This is a genomic window from Candidatus Woesearchaeota archaeon (assembly GCA_016188115.1).
Classification (GTDB): domain Archaea; phylum Nanobdellota; class Nanobdellia; order Woesearchaeales; family GW2011-AR9; genus JACPIK01.
Genome location: JACPIK010000002.1, coordinates 1075587 through 1100755, shown reverse-complemented (window position 1 = coordinate 1100755; position 25169 = coordinate 1075587). Strand labels below are relative to the sequence as shown.

Sequence of the window (25169 nt, the reverse complement as noted above, 5' to 3'; positions counted from 1 at the left end):
TACTTCTACAACATTGTTATCTTATGCTCTTTGTCTCGCATGCTTTATTCGCGATTCTCTTTTTTCTTTTGACGGAATCGTGGTGGACAGGTATTTCATCTTTTGAAGCAGTAGGGCTGTTAGGAATTGTGCTTTTGGGGGCAGCGTTGCCCGATATTGATGAGGCGCATAGCACAATTAATCGTTTTACAGGATTTTTTGGAAAAATTATTGCGTTTCTTTCACGACATCGAGGATTTTTTCATTCGCTGATTTTCTTTATGGCACTAGCAATCCTGTTGGGGTTGTTTGTAGGAAAATTATGGGCATTTGGTTTGCTGCTTGGCTATGTAGCACACATTGTGGGTGACTTTCTTACTCCTCAGGGTATTCCTCTTTTCTATCCATTAGAACGACCACGTATTCGTGGGTTTATCAAGACCGGTGGAGTGATAGAGAAGTTTGTTCAAGTAGGGTTGTTTGTGGGAATTGTGATACTTTTATTTTAAATATACTTTATTATGTCAATTAATTTATCGACCATTACATCAGGTCCCATACCTTCTAAAGGTATCTCGTGAGCATACTTTCCGGATCGAAACCAAATTGTTTTCATGCCTGCTTTCTTACCCGCGATAATTTCACTTTGCGCTTTATCTCCGATCACAAGAACCTGTGCAGGATTAATGTTGGCATCGTTGGCAATCGCACTAAACATGCTTTCATCTTTTGTCGTGGTGATGATAATTTCGGAAAAGAAATGGCGAATTCCTAGGTGTTCAAGATGTTTATGCTGCAAGTCTTTGGTGCGGCTTACTAGGATCATTTGATATTTTTTATGTTGTAACGCGTTAAGAAGCTCTTTTGCTCCCTCAATGAGACATCCATTGTCAGGATCGTATAATGTCCGACTAAAATCGAGAATTGCTGCGTTGTGCATGGAAAAAACAACCATATATCTTTATAAAAAATCTTCCTTCTAAAAAAACAATGAACACGATCCACAAATATGGTCTGATTATTCTTCGTGATAAAAGATTCTTAGTAAATAGGAAGAAAAATACGTCTCTTTTTCTTCTTCCTGGCGGCAAGCCAACACCTCATGAAACCCCAGAAGAATGTTTAGTACGCGAGATTAAAGAGGAACATGATTGCGATGTTGTTACGTCTTCTTTGTCTTTTTTGTGTCATGTAGAGGATGCTGCTGCGAATGAAGCAAATACTATTGTGGCGATTGAAGTGTATATTGGAGAGATTGTAGGTGAACCAAAACCATCTTGCGAGATTCAAGATCAACGATGGTTTGGAAGAGACGATAATGTGACGATTCTTTCACCCATTATTAAAAATAAGATATTGCCAGAATTGATACGACGAGAATTGGTTTGAACTAGTTTTTCTGTAATAACTCTTTTAATTTTTCCCAGTGGTCCTCATGCACGATATAGCCTACACACCGTTTAGAATTGCATTTGCAAGGGTGATCTTGATAAAATTCTAGATCGTACCCATAATTATATAATAGCTCTTCACCTTTTTTGATGTCGCGTTTGGCGTAGATCCAGATATGCCCATCTTCAATTTCTACCTCACAATTGGGGTCACAGGAGTGGTTTAAGAAACGTGCAGGATTGTTTTCGACATTGCCATCAATATCCCATTCATCGTCTAATTCAAACATATACACGGCACCAGCCGATGGATCTTTTTGCGATGTTTTGAGGGTTTTTTGAGATCGTCGAGCACTTTGTTTCTTAGAAATTTTCTCGCCAATATATTCGATTATTTTCGTGCCTTTAGCAATATCTTTTTTGGCAAAGATACCAAAATGATGAATGGAGGATGTTTTTATTTCAATGAGATCGTGTGGATGGTTCATTTTTTCTGAGAAAGGATATCGCGACCATCTGCCCAATCTTCTTCGTCTAAGATATACCCAAAGCAGCGTGGAGAACCGCAGCGGCAAGGAAAATCTTGAAAGTCATCAAGTCCAAAGCGATAATTATACAGTAATTCTTCTCCTTTTTTGATATCGCGAATGGCGACGATCCAAATTTCCCCATTGTCATTTACATCGCGACAGTTTGGTTCACAGGAATGGTTGAGAAATCGGGCTGTATTATAGGGAACATTTCCGTCAATGTCATATTGGTCATCAAGTTCAAAGATGTAAACTTCGCCGCAGGAAGGGTCGGTCTTGGCTAATTCAACTTGCTCTTCACAACGTCGATTCGAGACTTCTTTAGTGAGTTTCTCACCAACGTATTGGATAATCTTTGTGCCTTTGGCGATATCACAGGCAGCGTAGCCGCCTTTATTATGAATTGCTGATTCTTTGATAACGACAAGAGGTGAAGTTCCCCGCTTTTTCATTTCTTCAATGTAATTGATCTTTTGTTGAATATAATGTGAGAAATAACCGGCATATTTGTGTTGTAAATCGTCGCGTTTCCAATCATGAGCTGTGATTTTTCCACGACAACTAATTGCACCACAATGACAGTCAAACTCGCAATCTTGTGGAGCAATGTCAGCAAGAACAACTGCATAGTCAAAGGTAATTTCTTCGCCGGCTTCGATTTCGCGCATGGCGACGAGAAAGATTTGCCCATGAATTCCAGCGTTGGGATTGCAAGAATGATTGACAAAATCACCATCGCCGGCTTCAGAGAGATGATGAAGCGCAATAACAAATTCTTCGTTGAGAGGAAGTGCTAATGAACCAACACTTTCATCAAGTGTTTTCCACGTTTTTGTATCAAAGATATGACCACCAAAAACACAGATAAGTTCATCTTTGTGGATTTTAGTTTTACAGAATGTTCCAGTTCCTTCAATACTTGATTTTTTTGTTTGGGCTTTGGGAGATAACCAGCTATACACCATGGGTTTGAGGTTTTGGAGCCGGTTTTAAATCTTTCTCTACAGCAGGATATGTAGGAAGGTTTTTATTGCAAGTTATATGATAATACATGATGAATTACAAATTACTCTTTATTCTATTTCTTACTTCATTAACACTATCTTGTACTACTCAGCCTTCTTTAAATCCTGATTGTTGTATAGAATGTGTGAATGCATTTTCGCAAAGTCCTGTTGCGGTAGGACCATCTGCTGCCGCCTGCGGACATTTTATGAGTGGATATTCAATGAGTACACAGTGTGAAGAATACTTTAGGGATGCGGCAGTGACAGTGGATGATTGTGAAAGATAAGAAACTACTTTTTTTTCTGCTTTAATCTCTTTTGAAGAAGGTAATTGAGCTCTTCTGGATCAACAAATTTCATCTTTACATAGAAACCATACAGAGTAATAATCAAAACAGGAGTGCTAAGTAGACCAAAAAGAACAATTTTAATCTTACCAAAAGGCAATATCAACGCGACGAGGGATAATGGAATGAATATAGCAGTAAATAGTGTCAAAATACTTTTTGAGATTTTCTTAACATGGGATAAATGAACCAGCGTTACTAAGAAATTTTGACTGAAAAAAAGAGAAAGTGCAACCCAAAATAAGGTTTTAGTACCTAAAGCATAAGCCAAAATAATACCTACTATCAAAGTAATTACATATAAATATGATAGAGTAGGAATTGAACGTAAGAACCAAATAGGATATTTTACTTTTTTCTGATTAACATTCTGATTGTAACCATTACCCAACAAATTATAAAAGAGTACAAAGCCAACTAACGAAAGAAAAAAGTCTCTAATCAAAGATGTCGTTGAAAAGTCCCCTATAAGTATTTTCAAAAAAGGATATAGTAAGACAATGACCAACGCAATTAACACTCTTTGTAACTTTGAAAGCATAATCTAATTATATCCTAAAGAATATATAAGCTTTCGTGCAAATAAGCAACCAGCTACAACCCCTCCAAAAACTCCTCAATTTCTTTCTTGGCTTCGTCCAATGTCCGATACTCTTTCACAACTAACTTTGTGTTCCCCTGTATCATCGCAGATAAACTCTTACCCCCTATTGGATAATATAAGCATAATATGGGTATTCTTAACTGCTCAGCCACCGCAAGTTCATATCCCACACCTAATGACGGCACCGTCACTTCTGCAATCATGACATTTGCTTCTTGCAAAAATTTCATATCCCGTTCAAAAATTTGCTGCGTAGTAATACCTTGTTCACCTTGATTTGTCAATGTTTTCTCTCGCAGATGTTCGGTCAATACTTTCCCTTTGGTTTCTAAGAATGTCACAATTTCTTCATATACGGGTTGCAATTCTCGTCCGCCACGAATCGATGCGGCAAAGTAGATTTTGAGAGATTTATTCATCATAATCTTAAAACAGAACCAATTTTATAAATTTCTCCCAAAACTATATTAACACCTCTTCTCTACCTGCCTATATGCCCAAACCTTCCCTCTCAACTTATTTTGCTCAACGTGGTCCTTCTCCTGTACGCTTAGCTCAAATCGAATGTGCTAAACGCACCGATGGCGTACGTCCTATTAACGCAGCAATCGGTGACGTCACCTTACCCATGCATCCAGCCATGCAAAAGCGTCTCAAAGAGTTAGGAACAAAAAGTCCTTTTGCTAAAGGCGTTGACGGCTATGCCCCAACTGTTGGTGTGCCAGAAACACGCAATGCATTTTTACATGTAATCAATAGTTTTGGTTTTAATACTAATAATCTTTATTGCAATATCACGGAAGGGGGCTCTGCTGCCATGGAAATCACTTTACTTGGTACTACTGACCCAGAACGTCCAGTATTATTGCTTGACCCTGCTTATCCTAATTACAAACTCTTAGCGAAGCGAACGTGCCGACGAGTGGTGTCGGTTTGCCGCACGATGAATGAAGATGGCGTTTTTAGTTTACCTGATTTCAAACAAATTGAAGCAACGATCAAGAAAGAAAAACCTGCAGCATTGGTTGTCATCCCCTATGACAATCCCACAGGTCAATTTTATCCACAAGAAGAATTGAATGAATTAGCGCGTTTATGTGTGAAATATGGGATGTGGATTATTAGTGATGAAGCGTATCGAGGGTTAGTGTATACCAAACAAAAAGTATCGAGTGTGTGGGCGATCACCGAAAAAGAGGTACTAGGTATTTCTGGCTGTCGCATTAGTATCGAGAGCACTTCAAAAGTGTGGAATGCGTGTGGTCTGCGCATCGGCGCTATTATTACTGATAATAAAGAATTTCATGAAAAAGCTGTGGCTGAATGTACAGCAACATTAGGATCAAATAGTATTGGGCAATACATCTTTGCTGGAATTCTTAATGAGAATAAACAAGATTTAGAGAAATGGTATGCTCAACAGCGAGCATATTATAGTGAACAGATGCATTTTCTACGAACAGAGTTTTTGAAACGCATGCCGAAGTTAATTGTAAGTCAACCTCAGTCTGCTTTGTATATGGTTGTTGACATGCGTAACGTCGATGCTAACTTTGACTCCACGCAGTTTGTATTGTATTGCGCGCGTGAAGGATCTGTTGTTGTTGGGAAAGAGAACGTAACATTACTTACTGCTCCGATGGAAGGATTTTATACTGACGTGTATACCAAGAATCCTGGCAAGACTCAGCTACGAATTGCATTCGTTGTTCCTGCTGGTGAAATGAAGCTAGTGCCGGAATTGTTTGTCAAGTTGGTGGAAGGATTTAGAAGGAAAGTTAAAACTTAAATGAGTTAAGTTTTGGTGAACCAATTAATTGTATTCTTTAAAATAAGCATACATGTTGTCTGATCTTATGAACACAAGATAATTATCATTTATTTTTTCTATAGTTTTATTATCCAAAATGAATGTTGGAAAAATTTCTTTGTAATAGGTTTTGCCGTTAGAAGCATTAACTAGCAGTTTCATTGAGTATTCCCCCTCAGCTAATACTACAACACGTCCTGGCAAAATCGGACCGAACATTATAGATTTTGATACCCTCTCTTTCTCACTTAGTCCAAAATTCTGAAATGGCCCAATAATTGACTTACGCCAATAACTCTCACCCCTACTATCAGTCTTAGTATCTAACTTTCCTACATTAACTTCATACAAAGGAACATATTCCACTTTTTCTAAACCATCACTAATCTCTAAAGACATGCTTGTCACAATCCCTTGCTCTCTGTTAATATTAAGAAATTCTATAGGCAAAATAAAAGCCATTCCTTGAACAAAATTATCAGAGACATTTGTATGGATAACATAAGCCCCTGAAGAATAAAAATCTAAATCGAATGATGAGAAGACACCAAGAGATATTAAAGAAACACTTAATGCGAAAAGTGAGAGGATTGAAGGAATTACAATGCGAAGATCTAAGTACCATTTCTTTTCATCGATCTTTATGGGATTTATGATATCCACAGAAGTTACTTCTTTTCTTTCTGAAACAGACATTATAAATTTTAGAATAACAATGTTGATAAGTTTTTTGGTTTTCTGTCCCCACAACCCTTAAATCCTTCTTTCTCCACTAACTTCCCCATGCCTTCTATTTCCAAATCCCTGCGTCTCGCGTCTTCTTTCGCCCAATCTACGCAAGAACCTCTTCCCCTCTGGGTACATCTGTGGGTCACTGACAAATGTGATCTTGCCTGCGACTATTGTGAAGTTGTAGAAAACACAAAGCGTAACCCCTCTCAAGAGGATCTCGAAGAACGCATGCAACATGCGGCAGATTTAGGAACAGCTGTTATTGCATTCATGGGGGGTGAGCCAACATTACGTGCAGATCTACCTGACTTAGTACGTTTTGCAACGAGTTTGAACCTCTCCACTTATGTAACATCACATGGAAAGAAGAAAGCATTGACAACAGAAAAATTAGCCAAACTAGGAGAAGCAGGTTTAGATGTAATTGAAATTTCTTTAGATGGGTACGATGCAGTACGAGGTTCAGATAAAACCCTTCACGGTGATGAAAGTCTTATTGACAGATTAGAACAGATGCGTAAACAATATGGAACACGCTACAAAGCACATCAAGTTCTTGCACCAACTAATTTAGATGAGACGCCAAAACTCGTAGAACTTTCACGGCGTCGCAGACTTCCTATCACTTTCGGATTGGTCACAGAATTTAGCGCATTTCAGGATGGAAGAAGAACTGTTTATGAAGAACCTGCAATAAGAGAAAAGACTCGAGAGACTTTGCAGTATCTCATGGAACAAAAAGAACAGGGAGTGCTCATTCTTAACCCAACGAGATATTTTGAAGACGCCCTACGTTTCCTTGATGAACCACTACGCTGGTCATGCGATGTTGGAACGTACATGATTCAAGTCGCAACCAACGGCGAAGTCTTTCACTGTTCTAAATACATGAAGCTCACTACCGGAACACAATTTAGAGATATTGATAGAAACTATTTTCGAAATGATGGACATGGAAGTAGAGCTCTCTTAGCAAGGTGTAATGATCGGTGTCTTTCAGCCTGTGCGTACACTACATCTTATCTTAGACGAAACCCTGCTGAATTTGTACGCAGTGCGTTCATAACTTAATCCCAAAAACCTATATAAACCATCTATTCCTCTTTCTATCTCATGAGGACAAGAGATGTTATACTAATTCTATTAGCCTTAGCTTTTCTTTCTATCACAGTGATAGCTGACCCATCCATTGATTCTGTATATGTGAATACTACAAATGGAAATAACGTGGGAGATGAAAACTTAACTACAAATACAGTAAATGCGCAGAATATTGGTAACGGTAAAGTTATTTTTAATTGGTTGCTTAATGGCACATCATTTCCTGTTCTCTACATGCCGTTTGATGGTAATACCACAGGAATAGAAAATAAAATTCGAGATTATGCTTATGGGCATAATGGATCATACAATTTCTCAGGACTTGGATCACCAGATTATCTTCCTACAGGTGGTAATGATAGTCGTGGCGCATTTGATTTTGAATTTAGTGAAACAGATAAAATCCTCATAAATCATAGCTCACTTTATGACATCCAAGCAAACGAAGATATCGTCGTTGCCTTCTGGATGAAACCAGAAAGTTTTAGCAACGGTTATGCCATAGGAAAATTTGGAGTAGGGGGAGACTATTTCGTGCGACCAAACTCAGGAAACGTACAAGTCTGGATTTCGGGAGACGATGCGTCAGGAGGAAGTTATAGTCTTACAAGTTCATTTGGCACAGGGATATGGTATCACGTAGTTGTTAATTGGGAACGGGCTAGATCTAACCTTACTTTATGGGTGAACGGACGATTTAATTCTTCAGCAACAACGACAACAACTGGAGCAATAAATAACAATGTTAACCTCACCATTGGTGGATACCATGGCAGTGCTAATACTTTTGATGGGGTTCTTGATGAATTTTATTTTTTCAAAAAATCCCTCTCCTCAAATCAGATTTATGCCCTCTACAACAACAGCAACCAAATAACTGCAGAACAAACCAACATTGGTGATACGTGGTCTTTTTGCGCAACACCGAGCAACAATACATTTGATGGAACAACAGTCTGCAGCAGCAACTTTACTATCAATGTAACTTCTATGAACGGTCCGCCGATTACACCAGAGTTTTCAGATTATGCAATGATCCTAATTGTTTTGGTTACAGTTGCGGGTTTTTTCTTTATGAAAGATCGTACTTAATAGAGATAGATTCTAGTTAAAATAAGCTTAATTTAATGTCACTGGACACACTGGTCAAGTCCGGAATTCGTTTATAAACCCCTTCTTCTACATAGTACATTGCAAACAAGAACCAGTTTGCCAAAATGGGGTCAAAATTGACTTCATCTTGACCCTCGCCATCCAGTGGATGGTTGAAATAAAACGCGAAAGCAAGAGGAAACAAAAAATGAACACACAAATAAAAACCAACAGTGCCGTAACGGGATTACGAGATATAAAAGGATTGAGCAACACGGGTCTACCAGTAAACAACATGGTAGAGACACCGCACGCAAGCAACACTCCTGAAAAGAAGTTTCGTGCAGGAGCCATTACCGCAACGGTGTGGGCAAATAAAATCCAAAACAAGACCGGTGAAGAAGGAGAGTACCATACCATTTCTTTAGAACGTAATTACACTGATAAAGATGGAAAATGGCATAGCACCAACTCTATGCGTGTCAATGACTTACCACGTGCATTAATCGTACTCCAAAAAGCCTACGAGTATAGCGTACTCCAAGAACAATAAGAAAATTAACAAACTAAATGTTTATCAAAAAAGAGGTATTAAAATGGCAAAAGCAAAATTAATCCAACCAGAAGAGATGGAATTTGAGACCGCAGTTCAACAACCAAAAGAGATGAAAATGGAAAAACTAACTTTATATGATCTGCCCGGAGTAGGAGCAGCCACCGCTGAAAAACTCGAATCCGCAGGATATCGTGACATGATGTCAATTGCTGTTGCCACACTTGGTGAATTAAGTGAAGCAGCAGGCGTCTCAGAAGCAGTTGCGAGAAAAATGATCAATGCTGCACGTGACAGCATGAAAATGGGTTTTGAGACAGGAACTGAAGTACTCAAAAAACGTGGACTCATCAACAAAATTTCAACTGGTGTGCGTGCATTTGATGAACTCATGGGTGGCGGATTTGAAACCGGTGCTATCACGGAATGTTTTGGTGAGTTTGGCAGCGGGAAAACGCAAGTTGGGCACGTTTTAAGTGTTAACACCCTTAAAGAAGATCCTGATGCGTATGTAGTCTATCTTGATACTGAAAACACCTTTCGTCCTGAACGTATCAAACAGTTTGCGCTTGGAGCAGGTATTAGTCCTGAAGATGCACTTAATCGGATTATGGTAGCTCGAGCTTACAACTCTGATCATCAAATGCTCTTGGCAGAAAAAATTGAGAGTTTGATAAACGAGCAGAAGAAGAAAGTGAAGCTTGTGGTTGTTGATTCTCTTACTGCGCACTTCCGAGCTGAATTTATTGGACGTGGAACTCTTGCTGAACGTCAGCAAAAGCTCAACCGCCACATGCATCAACTTGCCAAAGTTGCCTCAAGCTACAACATCTGTGTCTACGTTACCAACCAAGTCATGGCGAAACCAGATCAATTCTTTGGTGACCCTACGACTTCCATTGGCGGACACATCGTGGGACATGCCAGTACGTTTCGGGTATATTTGAGAAAAGGCAAGAAAGGAACACGCGTTGCAAAACTCATTGACGCACCCAACCTTGCTGATGGAGAATGCGGCTTCGAAGTAACTGAAGGCGGATTAAAAGATACGGTTTAGAATCTTTTTTCTTACTTTATTTCTTTATTTTCCTTTTTGATTCCAAAGTAAATCAAAATAGGCTTTAAACGCTTCGACCATACCTTTCTGTTCAATAAGAAAACCAATAGGATTCTCTGACCAGATAGAGATATAGAGTTTATTTTTGTAGAATGTAACTTGCAATGGTGATTGAAATTCTGGAGGAAGAAACTTGACTTCACAAGGAGATAGAGCAAGATCCTTTGCAATTGATTTAACATTCTGATTAAACAAAAGATTTGCTTTGATGCCTTTCTTATGACGCTGCTGGTGGTATGATTTGAAAAATTCACCTAGTTTCTTATTTTTTCCATAGTTTCCGTTAAGAACAAAATATTCTTCTCCAGCTTGGAGGTCGTTGAGAATGTTTGTGAAGAACGATGTGGTTTGTTCAATGCCTTCGAACGTACGAATTTTTTGATTCCATAGGGTCTCGAAATAGTTTTGAAAATTATCTTTAAGCTTTTGTGATTCTATGACAAAACAGCGCATCTCATCCCAAAGAGTAATCACCACTTTATTGCGAAAGAGATTAACCTGAAACGGCGCATTCATGCCCGGAGCAAGTGTACGGACTTGAGAAAGATGAAAATTTGGATCGCCAGCGTTACGAACATTCTGGATAATCCCATCGCGTGACTCCACGGTAGATAATAATTTCGCTTTCACCCCTTTCTCAATTCGTCTTTGATGAAAATCGACTAACCATTTTTTTAATCTCTCGCCGCCTAAATGAAGTGATGCGCCCAAGACGCAGTATTCCTCACCAGCTCGAAGTTCAGAGATCATATTCTCAAACTGGGCAACGGTAGCATCAAATCCTTTGTATGATTGGGCATCTTGATTCCACAACAACTCAAACTGCGCAATAAACGAATCAGTTACATCTTTGTTATCGATTTGAAATAGAGTCAAGTCTTCTTTGGCAGCAACAACGATCAATGTTTTAGTTTTATACATCAACACAAAACAAGAAAACAAAAACTGATTTGGAGTAAATTTAATCTCTGTCTTAGGAAGTTTCTCAATTGCTTGGGCCAAACTCTTCGCCGGCTCTGAATACAATAATTTAACTTTGATACCTCTCGCGGCACGGCGTCGTTGAAACTGCTCAACAAATGAAAAATAGGCTTTATGGGGATTCATCCCACCCACAACATAATATTCATCTCCTGCTTTAAGCGTTTTAAGAATATCTTCATAGGCAGTCTGAACACCTTTGAGACCTTTAAAGATAGTGGCTTCGGATTTATGTTTAGACAGTTTTTGAGCCAGTTCAAGCTCTGGAAGCATCTTTTGAACATCCCTTGTCTTCTCTTCAAGTTCTTTCTTTTTCTCCCCCATATAATCCAAAATACGTCGTGGTGGTGCAGCTTCAAAATATTTTACTCCCGATTTGACGACAAAACTCACTAATCCTTTCTGCATCAATTTCTCCAGAATTTCGTAAATCTTAGACGATGATGCTTTTGACTTCTCCACAATCTTTCCTGTTGAACAAGAACCTAACTCTAAGAGAGCTAGATATACTTTTGCTTCCGCTTTTGTGAGTCCAATTTCTTCTAGTAACGCCAGATTAACCATTCTACTCCCCCCTTTGGGGTAGGCATTCTTTATAAGAGTTATGTGAAAAATTGAGTACTATTAAGTTAATACTATTTGAGGAAATACTATGGACCACACCCGACAAACATTATGTGCGATCGCACTAACAGCACTACCTGCACTTGCCGCAGCAGAACAAGGAACAATTGAATTAACAGGTAACGATCAACTTCAAACTGTTGATGTGCTCGTCGCAGGACCAGCACCATTCACTGCTTATTCAGTTCGCACTCGTGCCACCATTGAAGATGAGAAAGCAGCAGTTGTTGTTGTGCCACGTCTTTTCTATAATGTTGCTGGCTGTCTTGACATCCAAATCGATGCACAACTCAACAAAGAAGTGCGTTATGGAGTAGGATTAAAGTGTGTGTTAAAAGTCGATGATCTAAAACTTCTCTTCCTTGCTGAAGCAAATGAAACCTCTCACTGGGAACAGCCCCATGGATTCTTTCAAGCTGTGGCAACCTATACTCCGACCATTGCAGGTATTCCTACTTTTCTTAGTGTAGAAAATATCACTAACATCGGCGAGGAAGGACATTTAGGCAGTATCCAGCGTCTGCGTCTTGGACCACGCTTTGATGGAACCTATACTGTAGGTGCAGGATTAGATCTCGCCGAACCGATGAAAGGACCTAACGAGTATACACCACTTGTAGTTCTTAGAAAAGACTTCTAAATGCATTTTTCGTTTATTTTTCCATATCTTTTTATACCAACCCCACTTTTAGGATCTAGAATTACTTGGAGGTAATTATCTATGGAAGATCAGAGTGCTCCCGTGAAAGTGGGAGAACAACATGAAGTATTAATCAACGCCGTTGGAGAAAAAGGAGACGGAATTGCTCGCGTGCGAGGATTTGTTTTATTCGTTCCTGGTGTAGCCAAAGGAGATTACGTTAAAATTCGAATTACTAAAGTTTTGCCTAAAGTAGGTTTTGCAGAAGTTGTTGAGAAACTTGAAAAACCAGCAAACTTTCAACCTCGCAGTTCAAAGTATGCCAATGTTACCGAGCGTGAATTGCGTGACATGAAAAGTCAGGAAGAAGAAACTCATTACGAAGATACGGAAGATTTTTGAGAAGATCTATTTCAACAATGAAACGTCTTTTTGTGGGCATTCCAGTTGCACAAGAGGTCAAGACACAGATTCTGTCTCTTTATCCTTCACTTGTGCAAACTGCTGCTTCTTTTTCTTTAGTGGATGAAAGAAATCTTCATTTCACTCTTATTTTCTTAGGTGAAGTGGAAGAATCTAAAATAGGAGAGATAGAAAATACTCTTAATAATATTGCCCAGAAATATTATTCATTTTCCTGTTCTGTACAAGAAGTAAACGCTTTTCCCACAGCAAATGATCCCAAAATAGTCTGGATTGGTAGTAAAGCAGAACAGCTCAGAACACTCATGAAAGATACACTCAGTGCCCTTAGTAACATCCGACCCTCGGAACATGCAGACGCAACTCCTCATTGTACGATTGCTCGTATCAAAAAAACAACACCGGAACTAATCCAATTTATTCTTCAACATAGGAACGCCGACTTTGGCACAATGGAAATTAAAGAGATACATCTTATTGAAAGCACGTTAACACCCAAAGGCCCGATCTACAAACCACTAAAGACGTTCTTGCTAAAATAAACCAAAGAAAGGTTTAAATAATTGAACTAATTGTCCTATTTCATTGAAACAAAACAACACATTAAGTAGCCTGCTGGGGAATAAGCCTGCCCTAAATCTTCTTCTATTCTTCGCACAATATCCCAATACGGAGTTATCCTATACTCAACTCAAAAATGAAATAAGTTTAGCAAAAGCAACGTTGACAAAATGGCTGGCAGTGTTAGAGAAAGAGAAACTCATTAACGTCAAAAAAATAGGCACCACCAAGCTCTACAAAGCGAACAAAGAGAGTATTTTCTTAAAACAGTTCAAAATTCTCAACACCCTCTCCTCCTTAAACTTCTTCGCAACTATCTCTCAAAAACACAATGTAGAATCATATCTTTTTGGCAGTGCTGCGCGTGGGGAAGACCATGAAAACAGCGACCTAGACATTCTTATTATCGGTAAAATAAAAAAGGAAGAATTACTTACAGAAATTGAAAAACGTAAACCCAAAAATATGAAAAAAATCCAGCTCCAAATCTTTACCCCATTAGAATGGTCAACCCTTGCCACTAAAGACAAACCATTCTATGAACGTGTAGAGAAAGACAAAATCGCGTTACAATGAACCTCAAAGAGTGTATTGACAATGGATATCTTGTTCTAGAATCTAGAGATAATGCTCTGATCCAAAAAGAATTCCAAGAAAGTGAACATGATTTTACCAGAGCACAAAAATTATTTCAAGACAAAGATTACAAATGGACGATAGTGACTTGTTATTACTCCGTGTTCCACGCTGCAAAAGCAGTCTGTTTTGCCTGTGGATACAGAGAAAAGAAACATATTGCTTTACTTATTCTTCTTCAAGATCTAAATAAGCAAGGAAAATTAGAAAGAGAGTTTACTACCTCGTTTCATGCTGCCATTGATAGTCGAGAGAGTGCTGATTATCAATACACATATTCCAAAGAGATTGCAGAACACAATTTAAAAATAGCAGAAAGATTCAATAAGCGAATGAGAGAGCTTGTAGAAAAGCTCTAGTTCAAGTTTTCTGATACAAAAACAGCGTTTCTGCTAAACGAGATAACTCTTTAACATCAGCAGGAACCACATAACTATCACCAGCCGATTGTGTAAGAAAAAAATACGCGCCTCGGTGTGCATATCGAGAGAAAAAATCCAACATATTTTGATTTCGCTCAACTTGATAATGATGAAAAACATCAACATCGCCCAAATCTAAACCTAAATTGTGATATGGGTCGCTTTCGTAAGATCGACACAAATGTTCTTCTATCGGTTGACGAAAACGATCCTCCTCTCCTTCGGCTCTGGTCACCGGAAAATCCTTGGGAAAGAAATTGCCACGCGCAAGATGAACTAGCCCGACCTTAACATCTCCTCTCTTCTCAGCAATTGTAAGATTTCGACATCCTACTTCATATGCTGCATCGCAAATCTCAATACCGTATGACTGCCATCCTAAAGCCCCAACTTCAATATTAAACGACGCATCGCCCGAACCTAAATCAAGAAAAGAGCCAGAAGAACCAATCTGCTCCAAACAGACAGAAATCGCAGCTTTAAAATAAGAATTATCAGCAGCATGATAGGTGCATTTCGTGCCAATAAACTCACCATGAACCTTTTTCTCACGTCTCCAGGGTACTGCCGTGTTATAAACATTCCAACGGTTTCTAAATTCAGGTAAATGTACAATCTGATCAAACATATTCATTCTCACTTAGAAGTAGTCCTTTAATCTTTAGCAATCTTAATAAACTTTATGGGCGTAAATCAATCAAAAGAGGTGTTGTTTATGTCGTACGTGAAGTGGTTTAAAGATATTACTCCTAATGATTTAGGTTCTACTGGTGGCAAAGGTCTTAATTTAGGAATTATGTATAATATTGGCCTGCCTGTTCCTGGTGGATTTGCGGTTACTGCACAAACCTATGAACTCTTTATTAAAAAGACAGGACTTGACAAAAAAATCACAACACTTCTCAAAAATCTTAACGTAGATGATACTAAAGAACTTCAAAAACGCGCTCAGCAAATTCAGGACCTCATTTCTTCAACGCCGATGCCCAAAGATATGGCACAAGAGATCATGAATAATTATGAACTTCTTAACAAGCAAGAGAAGAGTAAAGACGGTGTTTTTGTTGCGGTGAGAAGTTCTGCTACTGCTGAAGATCTTCCTTCAGCATCATTCGCCGGACAGCAAGCAACATTTCTTAATGTTCGAGGAAAAGAACAGGTAGTCAAAGCAGTATTGGATTGTTGGGCGTCTTTGTTCACTGCCAGAGCTATTTATTATCGTACTCGAAACCATTTTGATCACAGTAGTGTTCTGATTTCCGCGATCATACAAAAGATGGTTAATTCTGATCAGGCAGGTATTATGTTTACTGTTAACCCATCAACCAACGATGATACCAAAATTGTTATTGAAGCAATCTATGGCTTAGGAGAAATGATTGTCGGGGGTGAAGTTACACCAGATATGTATATCACTGATAAGAAAACAGGAAAATGCATTCAGAAAGAAGTTCGAAAACAAGAAATCGGCATGTTTCGTACTGCTAAAGGAGGAAATATAAGACGAAAGATCGAGATAAATCTACAAGGTCTGCAAAAAATTTCTGACGCCAATATTGCCGAATTAGCTCGTCTTGGCCAACGTATTGAAAATCATTACAAGCATCCTCAAGATATTGAATGGGCAGTTGAGAATGGTAAAGTCTATATCGTTCAAGCTCGCGCAGTAACCACCTTCAAGAAAGACGAAGGAACTACTAAAAGTGGTAAAGCACAAGCACCTGCTTTACTCAATGGGGAAATTGCTTCGAAAGGAACATACAGTGGTACGGCACGCGTCATTTTCTCACCTAAAGAACTTAACAAAGTTCTCAAGGGAGATATTCTCGTCACCACCATGACTACTCCTGACATGGTTCCGGCAATGGAACGTGCTGGCGCCATCGTTACCGATGAAGGCGGTATGACCTGCCATGCTGCAATTGTTTCTCGTGAAATGGGAACACCCTGTTTAGTCGGAACAGAAAAAGCAACTAAAGTAATTAAAGATGGTCAACTGATTACAGTAGATGCATTTAATGGATTTATTTACAAGGGGAATGTTACAGTTGAAGGTTCAGCAGGAGTATTTGCTACGTCAAATCTTAAGACTAAAACAAAAGTTAAAGTGATCGTTGATTTGCCCAGCTTTGCTGTTAAAGCAGCTGCTACCGGCGCTGATGGTGTAGGATTAGTTCGTTCGGAAATTATGATCGCCCAAGGAGGGATTCATCCTGCAGAGTATATTCGTACTGGGAAAGCCAAGGATTATACCAAATTATTGGTGACGGGGATTGGAAAAATTGCTGCTGCATTTGCTCCACGACCCATTTGGGTGCGAACGTCTGATATGCGTTCTGATGAGTATCGTAATCTTAAAGGGGGAGATAAAGAACCAAAAGAGACTGATCCGATGATTGGTTGGCATGGTGTGCGTCGACAACTCGATGAGCCAGCCATCTTACAAGCAGAATTACAAGCATTCAAAGATCTCTATGACAAAGGTGTGCGTAATGTTGGTATCATGATTCCTTTTGTGATTCGCGCGAATGAAGTCGCACAAGCCAAAGCATTATTACGTAAAGTTGGTCTTGAACCGTGTAAACAAATTCCTTTTGGCATCATGGTTGAAACTCCTGCTGCTTGTTGGGTCATTGAGGACATTTGTAAAGAGGGAATTAGTTTCGTTTCCTTTGGGACAAATGATTTGACCCAGTTGACTCTGGGAATTGATCGTAACAATGAGAGAATTGCTAAATTGTTTGATGAAATGCATCCTGCAGTGGTTGGCGAAATCGGCAAAGTTTTGGAAACTTGTAAGAGATATAAAGTAGAAACATCAATTTGTGGACAAGCAGGATCCAAACCAGTGATGGCAGAGTTCTTGGTACGCAATGGTATTACGTCGATTAGTGCCAACGCTGATGCCGTGGGATTGATTCGCAATGTTGTGGCTGAGGCAGAGAAGAAGGTTGGGAAGAAATGAAGTTTTATCTCTCCTCCTATCGTCTCGGAAACCAAAGCAAGAAGCTTAAGCGGTTAGTAACCAAGAACAAGACTGCTGTTTACATTTCCAATGCTCTAGATTGGAGAAAATTTACAGATGACCTTGAACGTCGTAAAAAGCATGAAGAACGTGATATGCAAGATATCCGCGCGTTAGGTTTCAACATCGAACTTCTCGATCTACGAGACTACTTTAACAAACCAAAACAACTGGAAGCAAAACTCAAAACAGTCGGGCTCATCTGGGTGAGTGGGGGCAATACCTTTGTTTTACGACAAGCTATGAAACTGAGTGGTTTTGATGTTATTCTTAAGAAATTAATGAAGACGGACTTAGTCTACGCTGGTTACAGCGCAGGGATATGTGTGCTCGCCCCATCTCTACGCGGTTTAGATATTGTTGATGATCCAAAACAAAATCCCTACAAGACCAAAGTAATTTGGGAAGGATTAGGGATTTTAGATTATTTGATTTTGCCTCATTACCAGTCTGATCATCCTGAATCAAAAGATATTGATAAGGAATTGCAGTATTGTATTGAAAATGGAATTTTGTTTAAAGTACTAAGGGATGGGGAAGTAATGATTATAGAGTAAAAATAAGCACCACCAATACATTTAAATCCCTTCTTTACCTCCCTAGATAAAAAGAGGTCCCCCATGTACAAAGTTGTTTTTCTACGTCACGGTGAGAGTGAATATAATCAGAAACATGAGTTCACTGGTTGGACCGATATTGATCTGACTGCAAAAGGAAGAAAGAACGCAATGCAAGCAGCTCACTTACTCAAAGCATATGGTTTTATTTTTGACCAAACGTATACTTCTGTTCTTAAACGCGCCATTCATACTGCGTGGGTCGTTCTCGACGAATTAGATCTCTCCTGGATCCCACTGGAACATTCCTGGAAACTCAACGAACGGCATTATGGTGCATTACAAGGTATAAAGAAGGAAGAATTGGCAAAACAATTAGGTAAAGAACAAATTCAATACTGGCGACGCAGCTATGCGCTCCAACCACCAAAGCTACGTCAAGATGATGAAAGGCACCCTCGATTTGACCCTAAGTATGTCCATCTAACAGGAAAAGAGCTTCCTGAAACAGAAAGTCTCAAAGACTGCGTTGCGCGAGTTCTCCCTTATTGGAAAAAAGTGATTGAACCACAAATTAAAGCAGGAAAACGAGTTTTAATTGTTGCGCACGGAAATAGTATTCGAGCACTGGTGAAGCATCTAGATAATGTTACAGAAAAAGACATTGTGAATGTGGAGATTCCTACAGCGGTGCCTCTGGTCTATGAGCTAAACAAAAAGATGAAACCAACACGACATTATTTTCTGGGAAACGAGAAAAATATAACAAAACTACTCAACAAAAATAAACAACTCAAATGAAAATTTTCGATGTTATCTGCGTGGGGTCAGTTACTCTAGATCACGTTCTCACTACAAGTCAGAAATTTTCTCAAACTAAGGAAGGGGATAAAGTTCTTCTTTCTAACAAATCTCTTTATACTGGTGGTGCGGCAACGAATAGTGCGATGGCATTGGTAAAGTTAGGACTCAATGTAGGGGTGGTAAGTAAGGTTGGCAACGATCATGATGGGGAGTTTGTACTACAAGAATTGACAGCACATAAAATTGCTTTTCTTACTAAAAATAAAAGTTTACACGCAACTTCATCGAGTTATATTGTGGTAAGTGATGCTGACCATGACCGCGTAATTTATACCTACAAAGGTGCATCCAATGATTTACAGGTAAAAGACTTTGCGTTAACAACATTAAATCCAAAATGGTTTTATTTAGGCACTTTGATGGAGAAGTCATTTGTGACGGCAAAAGTAATTGCTCGATATGCACATAAAAATAAAATTAAACTGCTTTATAATCCTAGTACCTATCTTGCGCAAAAAGGAATTTCATATTCTCGAGATATTTTGAATGTAACGAATCTATTAATACTTAACAAAGAGGAAGCAAAGTTATTGCTTAAAACTAAATCCAACGATGCGTACACGTTGCTAACGCATCTTCACAAATATGGACCAAAGTCAATTATTATTACGGATGGCGCTCGGGAAGTGGCAGCGTATTGTGAAGGAGCATTTCTTAAGATTATGCCGCCAAAAGTGAAAGTTGTGAATACAACAGGAGCTGGTGATGCCTTTGCTGCAACGGTAGTAGGAATGGTTGTACGGGGTCACGCGTTTGGGGAAGCATTACATGCAGCAGTACTCAACTCAACGGCAGTGGTAAGCGCACATGGACCTAAGGAAGGGTTGCTTGGCTACAAAGAACTTCTCGAGAAAATTAGTTAGTTTTTGCTTTTTTCTTTGCTGTATCTTTCTTCCCTGTTGGTATCCTTGTCATCTTCTTGCAATCCATACATAAAATAACTACTTTTCCTTCTCGAGTTCTGATTCGAGAGTTAACACCAGCACGTAAATAATGATAGCAGAATTTGCAATAACGCCGTTTTAATTCTAAGGGTATGCGAATCTTTGCTTTCATGGCAATGGCGCGCGCAAGATGAACATACCGATTCGCTAAAGTTCGATCTGACAAAAATATTTCGTCAGCTTGGGAGAACAAGATTTTGATGCGTTCGCGCGCTATCTCTTTGACTTTGTCTTTGGCGCGTGGATCAAATTTAGGCATAGGAGAATGAAGTGAGTACCATTCAAAAAGATTTCCTCCAGAAAGGTTATATAGCTAAGAAAGACTAATATCACTATGCCCAGCGGACGACCCTGTAAAAGTGAAGTGCGTGATCGTATTGCTACGATTTTGTTTTATCTTGATACTGCATATGGTTATCAGGTAGCGCGAATTTATAATGAAATTTATCCCCAAGTGACGCAGCGTTTGATTTATTACCACCTTTGGAAAGGGACGCAGACAAGTGAATTTGTAGTTGATGATATTAAAGAAGAGAAGGGTGATTATTCGTGGGGATCTACGGTGGAGAAAACCTATTACTCTCTGGCTGCGGGAATGAACCCAAAAGAAGATAAGAAAGTTGAGGCGTTACTTAAACAATGGAAAAAAGAATCGAAAGAAGGAGAACTCCAACCCCGTTCGCGCAGCGTGTTTACGCGCTTTGCCGACAAATTCCGCAAGGCAAAGTAAGTACCTATAAAGAACTAGCTCGGGCTCTTGATTGCAAGTCGGCACAAGCAATAGGTCAAGCGCTACGTTGTAATCCTTATGCACCAATGGTGCCCTGTCATCGCGTGGTTGCGAGTGATGGTTCGTTAGGTGGATTTAAAGGAGAAACAAAAGGAAAATGTATAACAGAGAAACAAACTCTCTTAAGAAAAGAGGGAGTGATTGTAGACGCAAACAATGTCAATTTAAAGAGATATTTGCACACATTTTCTACAGGTATTAATACCACATAAATTTCTTGCACAACTTATAAAAAGTCATCTTAGAAAAGCTATCTAATGCCACCTATAGCACCCTACCAAGTAGAGATTATCAAGAAAGAATTTGTCACGCCAGATTTGATTCTTCTTGATTTTACATGCCCAACTGGTTTTATGTTTCAGGCTGGTCAATTTATTTCTTTGCTCATGGAACGTGGTGAAGAACGAAAGCCGCGTTCTTATTCTATTCTTAACCCCCCCTCTCAAAAAGATGCCCTTCGTTTTGCAATCAAACTCGTTGATGATGGTTTTGCATCTGAGATATTTCGTACGGTTAAGACAGGTGATGTGTTTACCATGCGTGGACCATTAGGGCATTTTGTTCTTGATAGTGCACTTGCTGATAGAGAACACGTCTTTATCGGCGCAGGGACAGGGATTGCACCATTTTATAGCATGCTTTTTGAGCATCTGCCGAAAATGCCTACAACAAAATTTTATCTTATTTTTAGCGCAAAGAATCAACAAGAATTGTTATTTCACAATGAATTTCTTACTCTTGCAAAAAAATATCCTCATTTTGTGTATACTCCTACTTTAACTCGTGAACAATGGTCTGGAAAAACTGGACGGGTTCAACAACATCTACCAAAAGATGCTTCTGACAAAGTCTTCTATATCTGCGGTCTTAAGGACCTTGTATCAGAAACAAAGCAACTGCTTATTGAACGTGGTGCTAGTGTGGAAGCAATCCACTTTGAGAGATATAACTAGTTGAGTGACGAAACCATTATTAAGCATCCATTCTCCCACGATTTAAGATCAATATACACCATGGTAAATGTTTCACTTAATCTTCATCTTGATCCTAATGCGCAGGTATTAGTGTATGCTCTTTTTAATGATGCATTTGCTGAACTGGAGAGATATAACCAAGATCTTGCTGCTGATGTTATGGTCGCAAAAGAGAAGAGAATCTTTTCTGCAGGTTTTGGAGAGCTGTATGTGACGCAGATAACATCTCTTCCTTATTATCGTATCATTATGATCGGAATGGGAGAACGAGGCGAATTTACATTAGAAAAGTGCCGACGAGTAATCGGAAAGGCGACAAGGGCAACACGATCTTTGAAGCAAGAATCTTTCACTACCAATATTTTAGAACAAATTCGTCTACTCAAGTCTGCTCAATCTTTTCCCACTTTAGATACTTTTGTTCAAGCTGCAGTTGAAGCAGTCTACTTCGCAAATTACGGGTTTTTGAAATATATTGCAGAAGAGAGACGCTCAAAACAAACATTTCTTAGGAGTGTTTCATTCTTCGTTTCAGTGAGGAATAAGGAAGTTCAACAAGGTCTTAGAAGAGGAGAAGTTATTGGTCAAGCAACAAACATGACTCGGGAATTAGTGTTTGATCATGCTGGCGTGATTACACCTCAACATTTAGAAAAAGTTGCTCGTACGATTGCAACGAAAAGTCCAAAATTTAACATTACAGTTCTTAATAAAACTGATATGCAGCGTCTTAAAATGGGGGCATTGTTAGGTGTTAGCGCAGGAAGTCCTCAACCGCCAAAAATGATTTTCTTAGAATATAACGGTACTGCTGCAAAAAATAAATCTCGCATTGCGTTAGTTGGAAAAGGAATTACGTTTGATAGTGGTGGATATAATCTCAAACCAACAAAATCTATTGAAGAAATGAAAACAGATATGGCAGGGGCAGCGGCAGTGTTAGGAACCGTGTGGGCAGCAGCCCAACTTAATCTTCCTCTTAATCTTGTAGCAGTCATACCAGCATGTGAAAATATGATTGGGGGAACGGCACAACATCCAGGAGATATTGTGCGTGCATATAATGGGAAGACTATTGAAATTGGTAATACTGACGCGGAAGGTCGTTTAGTGCTAGCGGATGCAATGGCGTATACTGCGGAGAAGTATAAGCCTTCAGTTATGATTGATGTAGCTACGCTTACGGGCGCTTGTGTTGTAGCGCTAGGATATTATGCATCAGGACTATTTAGCGCTCATCAAGAATTGATCGCCCGGCTTGTTCATGCAGGAGAACAAAGTGGTGATCGTACTTGGGCAATGCCATTTTTCGACGAATATCAAGATTGGATGGAGGGGTCTATTTCTGATCTAAATAATATTTCACCTAAAGGTAAAGGCGGTGAAGCTGGATCAATCATGGGTGCTGTGTTTCTTAAAAATTTTGTAGGAAAAACACGCTGGGCGCATTTAGATATTGCAGGTTCTGCAAACTGGGCTATAGAAGGAGATTATTTAAGTAGAGGACCCACTGGGTCTGGTGTAAGGATATTAGTTTATTATCTGCTTAATCAACTTGCAAACAAGGAGGGTAGAGATCATGAAAACAACTATTGAAAATATGATTATTCTTGGTTCAGGTATTGCTGGCTGTACTGCAGCGATTTATGCTGCTCGTGCTAATCTCGCACCACTCGTTTATTCTGGTGAACAAGAAGGCGGACAGTTAACGATGACAAGTGAAGTTGAGAATTTCCCTGGTTTTGAACATGGGATTATGGGTCCAACATTGGTAGAAAATTCTCGCAAGCAAGCAGAACGCTTTGGTGCTCGTTTTATGATGGATATTGCTAGCTCTGTTCAAAAACAAACTGATGGAACATTTATTGTGGAATTTTTGAGTGGTGAGAAGGTCCATACTCACACAGTTATTGTGGCAACAGGTGCATCTGCTCGCTGGTTAGGTATTGCTTCAGAGAAAAAATACAAAGGTCGCGGTGTCACAACATGCGCAACGTGCGATGGCGCGTTCTTTAAAGGCAAAGAAGTAATTGTTGTTGGCGGCGGCGATAGCGCTATGGAAGAAGCACTATTCTTAACTAAATTTTGCACTAAAGTTACGATTGTGCATCGACGAGATTCATTACGCGCATCAAAAATCATGCAAGATCGTTGCGCTCATAACGAGAAGGTTTCATTTCAATGGAACGCAGAGGTTGCAGAAGTGTTAGGCGATGGGAAAGTTGTTCGAGCAGTTATGCTAAAAGATACTGTTTCCGGAAAAACTTCTGAATTCAAATGTGACGGTGTTTTCGTTGCTATTGGTCACGTTCCTAATACTTCCTTCTTGCAAGGATTACTTGAAGTTGATGAGAAAGGGTATCTTAAAGCAACCAAAGATATGCATACCAATATTGCGGGAATTTTTGCAGCTGGTGATGTGCAGGATGTGCGTTTTCGTCAAGCGATCACTGCTGCTGGATCTGGGTGTATGGCGGCGATGGAAGCAGAGAAATATTTAGCAAATAAAGGAATTGAATAAATTATTTTTAAAAAAAATTAAATTCTTTTTCTCAATTATTTTCTGGTTTTTCTACTTTCTACAATATATTTGTACCAACTCATCCGCTGCAGCACGAAGATACCTATTTGAGATTCGAGCTGTATTTCCAGGGATAATATTTCCCTTGAGCCCATCCACAAGACCAAATTGAGTGTTGCAAGCTTCGTTTACGACGCGTGAAACATAATCAGGAACCTTATCAGCAACAGACATTCTTTTCATAACTTCTATTGTCCCACCTTCGTGATTTGCATCAAGATTTACATCAACGGGAAACGCCACTACAGCATAATGTAAACCTAGTTGTTGAGCGAAGGATGCTTCTGGACAGATTGTCATCCCTACAATATCTGCATACTGAGCACGGCGTAATCCTTCTGCTTTTGTACCAAAACGATCGCCAGGGATAACAAGATATGTTCCTGCTGTGTGAATCCCATTAAATTTCTCTTCTTTTTCTTGCGCATGATGAATAAGAATACTACGGAGTTGCACAGAAAATGCAGGAATAGGATTATTATGAACTACAATTCCCTCACCAAAGAGATTATCACTGCGTCCTGATTGATCGATATAATCATCAGGAATGACGAGACTACCAACACCTATTCTCTCGCCATGCAAACTGCCTACGGCACTGGTCGCAACAACGACACGCGCACCGAGAGCATGTGCGGCAATGAGATTTGCTGCGTATTGGGTTTTTGCAGGACCAAAACGTGGATTTTCTTGAGGGTGCCCTCCGTGTCGGGGAATAAAAATAACTTCATCTTTTTTCTTATACCATACTACACCAGTATGATGATCAAGACCACTAGCATAGCCAGTATCAAATTTATTCCATACTGCGCCTTCAAGCGAGGGGCTATCTTCAACACCAGAACCACCAATAATTGCAACTAATCCCATTTATACACCATCTC

32 protein-coding genes are annotated in these 25169 nt (G+C 39.4%); 22 read left to right on the top strand and 10 right to left on the bottom strand.

The window, feature by feature from the left end; genetic code table 11:
- The first annotated feature begins 23 nt into the window (after nucleotides 1-23).
- Entirely contained in the window at nucleotides 24-488 is a 465-nt protein-coding gene (locus HYV86_05905) for a metal-dependent hydrolase (protein MBI2573371.1), read from the top strand.
- Here HYV86_05905 and HYV86_05900 read toward each other — a convergent pair.
- On the bottom strand, nucleotides 485-919 hold the full coding sequence (locus tag HYV86_05900) for an HAD hydrolase-like protein (GenBank protein ID MBI2573370.1): 435 nt from the start codon (nucleotides 917-919) through the stop codon (nucleotides 485-487). The two genes, HYV86_05905 and HYV86_05900, sit on opposite strands and share 4 nt — an antisense overlap.
- Before the next feature lie 50 nt (nucleotides 920-969).
- On the opposite strand from HYV86_05900, the gene HYV86_05895 reads away from it, so the two are divergent.
- Nucleotides 970-1368 carry an NUDIX domain-containing protein gene (locus tag HYV86_05895; protein MBI2573369.1) on the top strand — a complete coding sequence of 133 codons (399 nt, stop codon included), beginning with the start codon at nucleotides 970-972 and terminating at the stop codon, nucleotides 1366-1368.
- A gap of 1 nt (nucleotide 1369) precedes the next feature.
- Here the strand turns inward: HYV86_05895 and HYV86_05890 are convergent, their stop codons facing one another.
- Nucleotides 1370-1858 carry an SET domain-containing protein-lysine N-methyltransferase gene (locus HYV86_05890; protein MBI2573368.1) on the bottom strand — a complete coding sequence of 163 codons (489 nt, stop codon included), beginning with the start codon at nucleotides 1856-1858 and terminating at the stop codon, nucleotides 1370-1372.
- Nucleotides 1855-2865, bottom strand: a complete 1011-nt coding sequence (locus HYV86_05885; GenBank protein ID MBI2573367.1) for an SET domain-containing protein-lysine N-methyltransferase — start codon at nucleotides 2863-2865, stop codon at nucleotides 1855-1857. The genes HYV86_05890 and HYV86_05885 overlap by 4 nt, the downstream gene beginning before the upstream one ends.
- Nucleotides 2866-2954: 89 nt before the next feature.
- Here HYV86_05885 and HYV86_05880 point away from each other — a divergent pair, with 89 nt between their 5' ends.
- The gene (locus tag HYV86_05880; GenBank protein ID MBI2573366.1) at nucleotides 2955-3194 is read left to right on the top strand and encodes a hypothetical protein; all 240 of its coding nucleotides are present in this window, start codon (nucleotides 2955-2957) and stop codon (nucleotides 3192-3194) included.
- A gap of 4 nt (nucleotides 3195-3198) precedes the next feature.
- Here the strand turns inward: HYV86_05880 and HYV86_05875 are convergent, their stop codons facing one another.
- Entirely contained in the window at nucleotides 3199-3795 is a 597-nt protein-coding gene (locus tag HYV86_05875; GenBank protein MBI2573365.1) for a hypothetical protein, read from the bottom strand.
- Nucleotides 3796-3848: 53 nt separating this feature from the next.
- Entirely contained in the window at nucleotides 3849-4280 is a 432-nt protein-coding gene (locus HYV86_05870) for a nucleoside 2-deoxyribosyltransferase (GenBank protein ID MBI2573364.1), read from the bottom strand.
- 71 nt (nucleotides 4281-4351) lie between these two features.
- Between HYV86_05870 and HYV86_05865 the strand changes: the two genes are divergently transcribed.
- Nucleotides 4352-5647: a pyridoxal phosphate-dependent aminotransferase gene (locus tag HYV86_05865; protein MBI2573363.1), complete on the top strand. Its 1296-nt coding sequence runs from the start codon at nucleotides 4352-4354 to the stop codon at nucleotides 5645-5647.
- A 24-nt stretch (nucleotides 5648-5671) separates the two neighbouring features.
- On the opposite strand, the gene HYV86_05860 is transcribed toward HYV86_05865, so the two are convergent.
- Nucleotides 5672-6364: a hypothetical protein gene (locus HYV86_05860; protein ID MBI2573362.1), complete on the bottom strand. Its 693-nt coding sequence runs from the start codon at nucleotides 6362-6364 to the stop codon at nucleotides 5672-5674.
- A gap of 87 nt (nucleotides 6365-6451) precedes the next feature.
- Between HYV86_05860 and HYV86_05855 the strand changes: the two genes are divergently transcribed.
- The 4 genes from HYV86_05855 to radA all read left to right on the top strand — a co-directional run bounded on the left by HYV86_05855 (nucleotide 6452) and on the right by radA (nucleotide 10203).
- The gene (locus HYV86_05855) at nucleotides 6452-7471 is read left to right on the top strand and encodes a radical SAM protein (protein ID MBI2573361.1); all 1020 of its coding nucleotides are present in this window, start codon (nucleotides 6452-6454) and stop codon (nucleotides 7469-7471) included.
- 42 nt (nucleotides 7472-7513) lie between these two features.
- On the top strand, nucleotides 7514-8593 hold the full coding sequence (locus tag HYV86_05850) for a LamG domain-containing protein (protein MBI2573360.1): 1080 nt from the start codon (nucleotides 7514-7516) through the stop codon (nucleotides 8591-8593).
- 208 nt (nucleotides 8594-8801) lie between these two features.
- Nucleotides 8802-9146, top strand: a complete 345-nt coding sequence (locus HYV86_05845) for a hypothetical protein (protein ID MBI2573359.1) — start codon at nucleotides 8802-8804, stop codon at nucleotides 9144-9146.
- A 43-nt stretch (nucleotides 9147-9189) separates the two neighbouring features.
- Complete coding sequence (gene radA / locus HYV86_05840; GenBank protein ID MBI2573358.1) at nucleotides 9190-10203, top strand: DNA repair and recombination protein RadA; 1014 nt, start codon at nucleotides 9190-9192, stop codon at nucleotides 10201-10203.
- A 24-nt stretch (nucleotides 10204-10227) separates the two neighbouring features.
- Here radA and HYV86_05835 read toward each other — a convergent pair whose 3' ends face one another.
- The gene (locus HYV86_05835) at nucleotides 10228-11808 is read right to left on the bottom strand and encodes a hypothetical protein (protein ID MBI2573357.1); all 1581 of its coding nucleotides are present in this window, start codon (nucleotides 11806-11808) and stop codon (nucleotides 10228-10230) included.
- Between the two features lie 88 nt (nucleotides 11809-11896).
- Between HYV86_05835 and HYV86_05830 the strand changes: the two genes are divergently transcribed.
- From HYV86_05830 to HYV86_05810, 5 genes are all read left to right on the top strand, one after another.
- Complete coding sequence (locus HYV86_05830; GenBank protein MBI2573356.1) at nucleotides 11897-12508, top strand: hypothetical protein; 612 nt, start codon at nucleotides 11897-11899, stop codon at nucleotides 12506-12508.
- 81 nt (nucleotides 12509-12589) lie between these two features.
- Nucleotides 12590-12910, top strand: a complete 321-nt coding sequence (locus tag HYV86_05825) for a TRAM domain-containing protein (protein MBI2573355.1) — start codon at nucleotides 12590-12592, stop codon at nucleotides 12908-12910.
- 17 nt (nucleotides 12911-12927) lie between these two features.
- Nucleotides 12928-13473, top strand: coding sequence for an RNA 2',3'-cyclic phosphodiesterase (gene thpR, locus HYV86_05820; protein MBI2573354.1), 546 nt, complete (start codon nucleotides 12928-12930; stop codon nucleotides 13471-13473).
- A 43-nt stretch (nucleotides 13474-13516) separates the two neighbouring features.
- Nucleotides 13517-14068, top strand: a complete 552-nt coding sequence (locus HYV86_05815; GenBank protein ID MBI2573353.1) for a nucleotidyltransferase domain-containing protein — start codon at nucleotides 13517-13519, stop codon at nucleotides 14066-14068.
- Nucleotides 14065-14487 (top strand): HEPN domain-containing protein, encoded by a 423-nt coding sequence (locus HYV86_05810; protein MBI2573352.1) that lies wholly within the window; start codon nucleotides 14065-14067, stop codon nucleotides 14485-14487. Before HYV86_05815 ends, HYV86_05810 begins: the two co-directional genes overlap by 4 nt.
- Nucleotide 14488: 1 nt before the next feature.
- Here the strand turns inward: HYV86_05810 and HYV86_05805 are convergent, their stop codons facing one another.
- On the bottom strand, nucleotides 14489-15178 hold the full coding sequence (locus tag HYV86_05805; GenBank protein ID MBI2573351.1) for a hypothetical protein: 690 nt from the start codon (nucleotides 15176-15178) through the stop codon (nucleotides 14489-14491).
- A gap of 81 nt (nucleotides 15179-15259) precedes the next feature.
- On the opposite strand from HYV86_05805, the gene ppsA reads away from it, so the two are divergent.
- From ppsA to HYV86_05785, 4 genes are all read left to right on the top strand, one after another.
- Nucleotides 15260-17515: a phosphoenolpyruvate synthase gene (gene ppsA, locus HYV86_05800; GenBank protein MBI2573350.1), complete on the top strand. Its 2256-nt coding sequence runs from the start codon at nucleotides 15260-15262 to the stop codon at nucleotides 17513-17515.
- The gene (locus HYV86_05795) at nucleotides 17512-18132 is read left to right on the top strand and encodes a Type 1 glutamine amidotransferase-like domain-containing protein (GenBank protein ID MBI2573349.1); all 621 of its coding nucleotides are present in this window, start codon (nucleotides 17512-17514) and stop codon (nucleotides 18130-18132) included. The genes ppsA and HYV86_05795 overlap by 4 nt, the downstream gene beginning before the upstream one ends.
- A 63-nt stretch (nucleotides 18133-18195) precedes the next feature.
- Entirely contained in the window at nucleotides 18196-18933 is a 738-nt protein-coding gene (gene gpmA / locus HYV86_05790; protein MBI2573348.1) for a 2,3-diphosphoglycerate-dependent phosphoglycerate mutase, read from the top strand.
- The gene (locus HYV86_05785; protein MBI2573347.1) at nucleotides 18930-19859 is read left to right on the top strand and encodes a carbohydrate kinase family protein; all 930 of its coding nucleotides are present in this window, start codon (nucleotides 18930-18932) and stop codon (nucleotides 19857-19859) included. The genes gpmA and HYV86_05785 overlap by 4 nt, the downstream gene beginning before the upstream one ends.
- On the opposite strand, the gene HYV86_05780 is transcribed toward HYV86_05785, so the two are convergent.
- Nucleotides 19852-20199 (bottom strand): ribonuclease P, encoded by a 348-nt coding sequence (locus tag HYV86_05780; GenBank protein MBI2573346.1) that lies wholly within the window; start codon nucleotides 20197-20199, stop codon nucleotides 19852-19854. The two genes, HYV86_05785 and HYV86_05780, sit on opposite strands and share 8 nt — an antisense overlap.
- Before the next feature lie 75 nt (nucleotides 20200-20274).
- On the opposite strand from HYV86_05780, the gene HYV86_05775 reads away from it, so the two are divergent.
- Genes HYV86_05775 through trxB form a run of 5 tightly spaced genes read left to right on the top strand, consistent with a single transcriptional unit; the run spans nucleotide 20275 to nucleotide 24225 of the window.
- The gene (locus HYV86_05775) at nucleotides 20275-20670 is read left to right on the top strand and encodes a hypothetical protein (GenBank protein MBI2573345.1); all 396 of its coding nucleotides are present in this window, start codon (nucleotides 20275-20277) and stop codon (nucleotides 20668-20670) included.
- The gene (locus tag HYV86_05770; protein MBI2573344.1) at nucleotides 20580-20942 is read left to right on the top strand and encodes an MGMT family protein; all 363 of its coding nucleotides are present in this window, start codon (nucleotides 20580-20582) and stop codon (nucleotides 20940-20942) included. Before HYV86_05775 ends, HYV86_05770 begins: the two co-directional genes overlap by 91 nt.
- Before the next feature lie 45 nt (nucleotides 20943-20987).
- Nucleotides 20988-21683, top strand: coding sequence for a hypothetical protein (locus tag HYV86_05765; protein ID MBI2573343.1), 696 nt, complete (start codon nucleotides 20988-20990; stop codon nucleotides 21681-21683).
- A gap of 60 nt (nucleotides 21684-21743) precedes the next feature.
- On the top strand, nucleotides 21744-23300 hold the full coding sequence (locus HYV86_05760) for a leucyl aminopeptidase (protein MBI2573342.1): 1557 nt from the start codon (nucleotides 21744-21746) through the stop codon (nucleotides 23298-23300).
- On the top strand, nucleotides 23284-24225 hold the full coding sequence (gene trxB, locus HYV86_05755; GenBank protein MBI2573341.1) for a thioredoxin-disulfide reductase: 942 nt from the start codon (nucleotides 23284-23286) through the stop codon (nucleotides 24223-24225). Before HYV86_05760 ends, trxB begins: the two co-directional genes overlap by 17 nt.
- Before the next feature lie 51 nt (nucleotides 24226-24276).
- Here the strand turns inward: trxB and HYV86_05750 are convergent, their stop codons facing one another.
- Nucleotides 24277-25155, bottom strand: a complete 879-nt coding sequence (locus tag HYV86_05750; GenBank protein ID MBI2573340.1) for an MTAP family purine nucleoside phosphorylase — start codon at nucleotides 25153-25155, stop codon at nucleotides 24277-24279.
- Nucleotides 25156-25169: the final 14 nt, after the last annotated feature.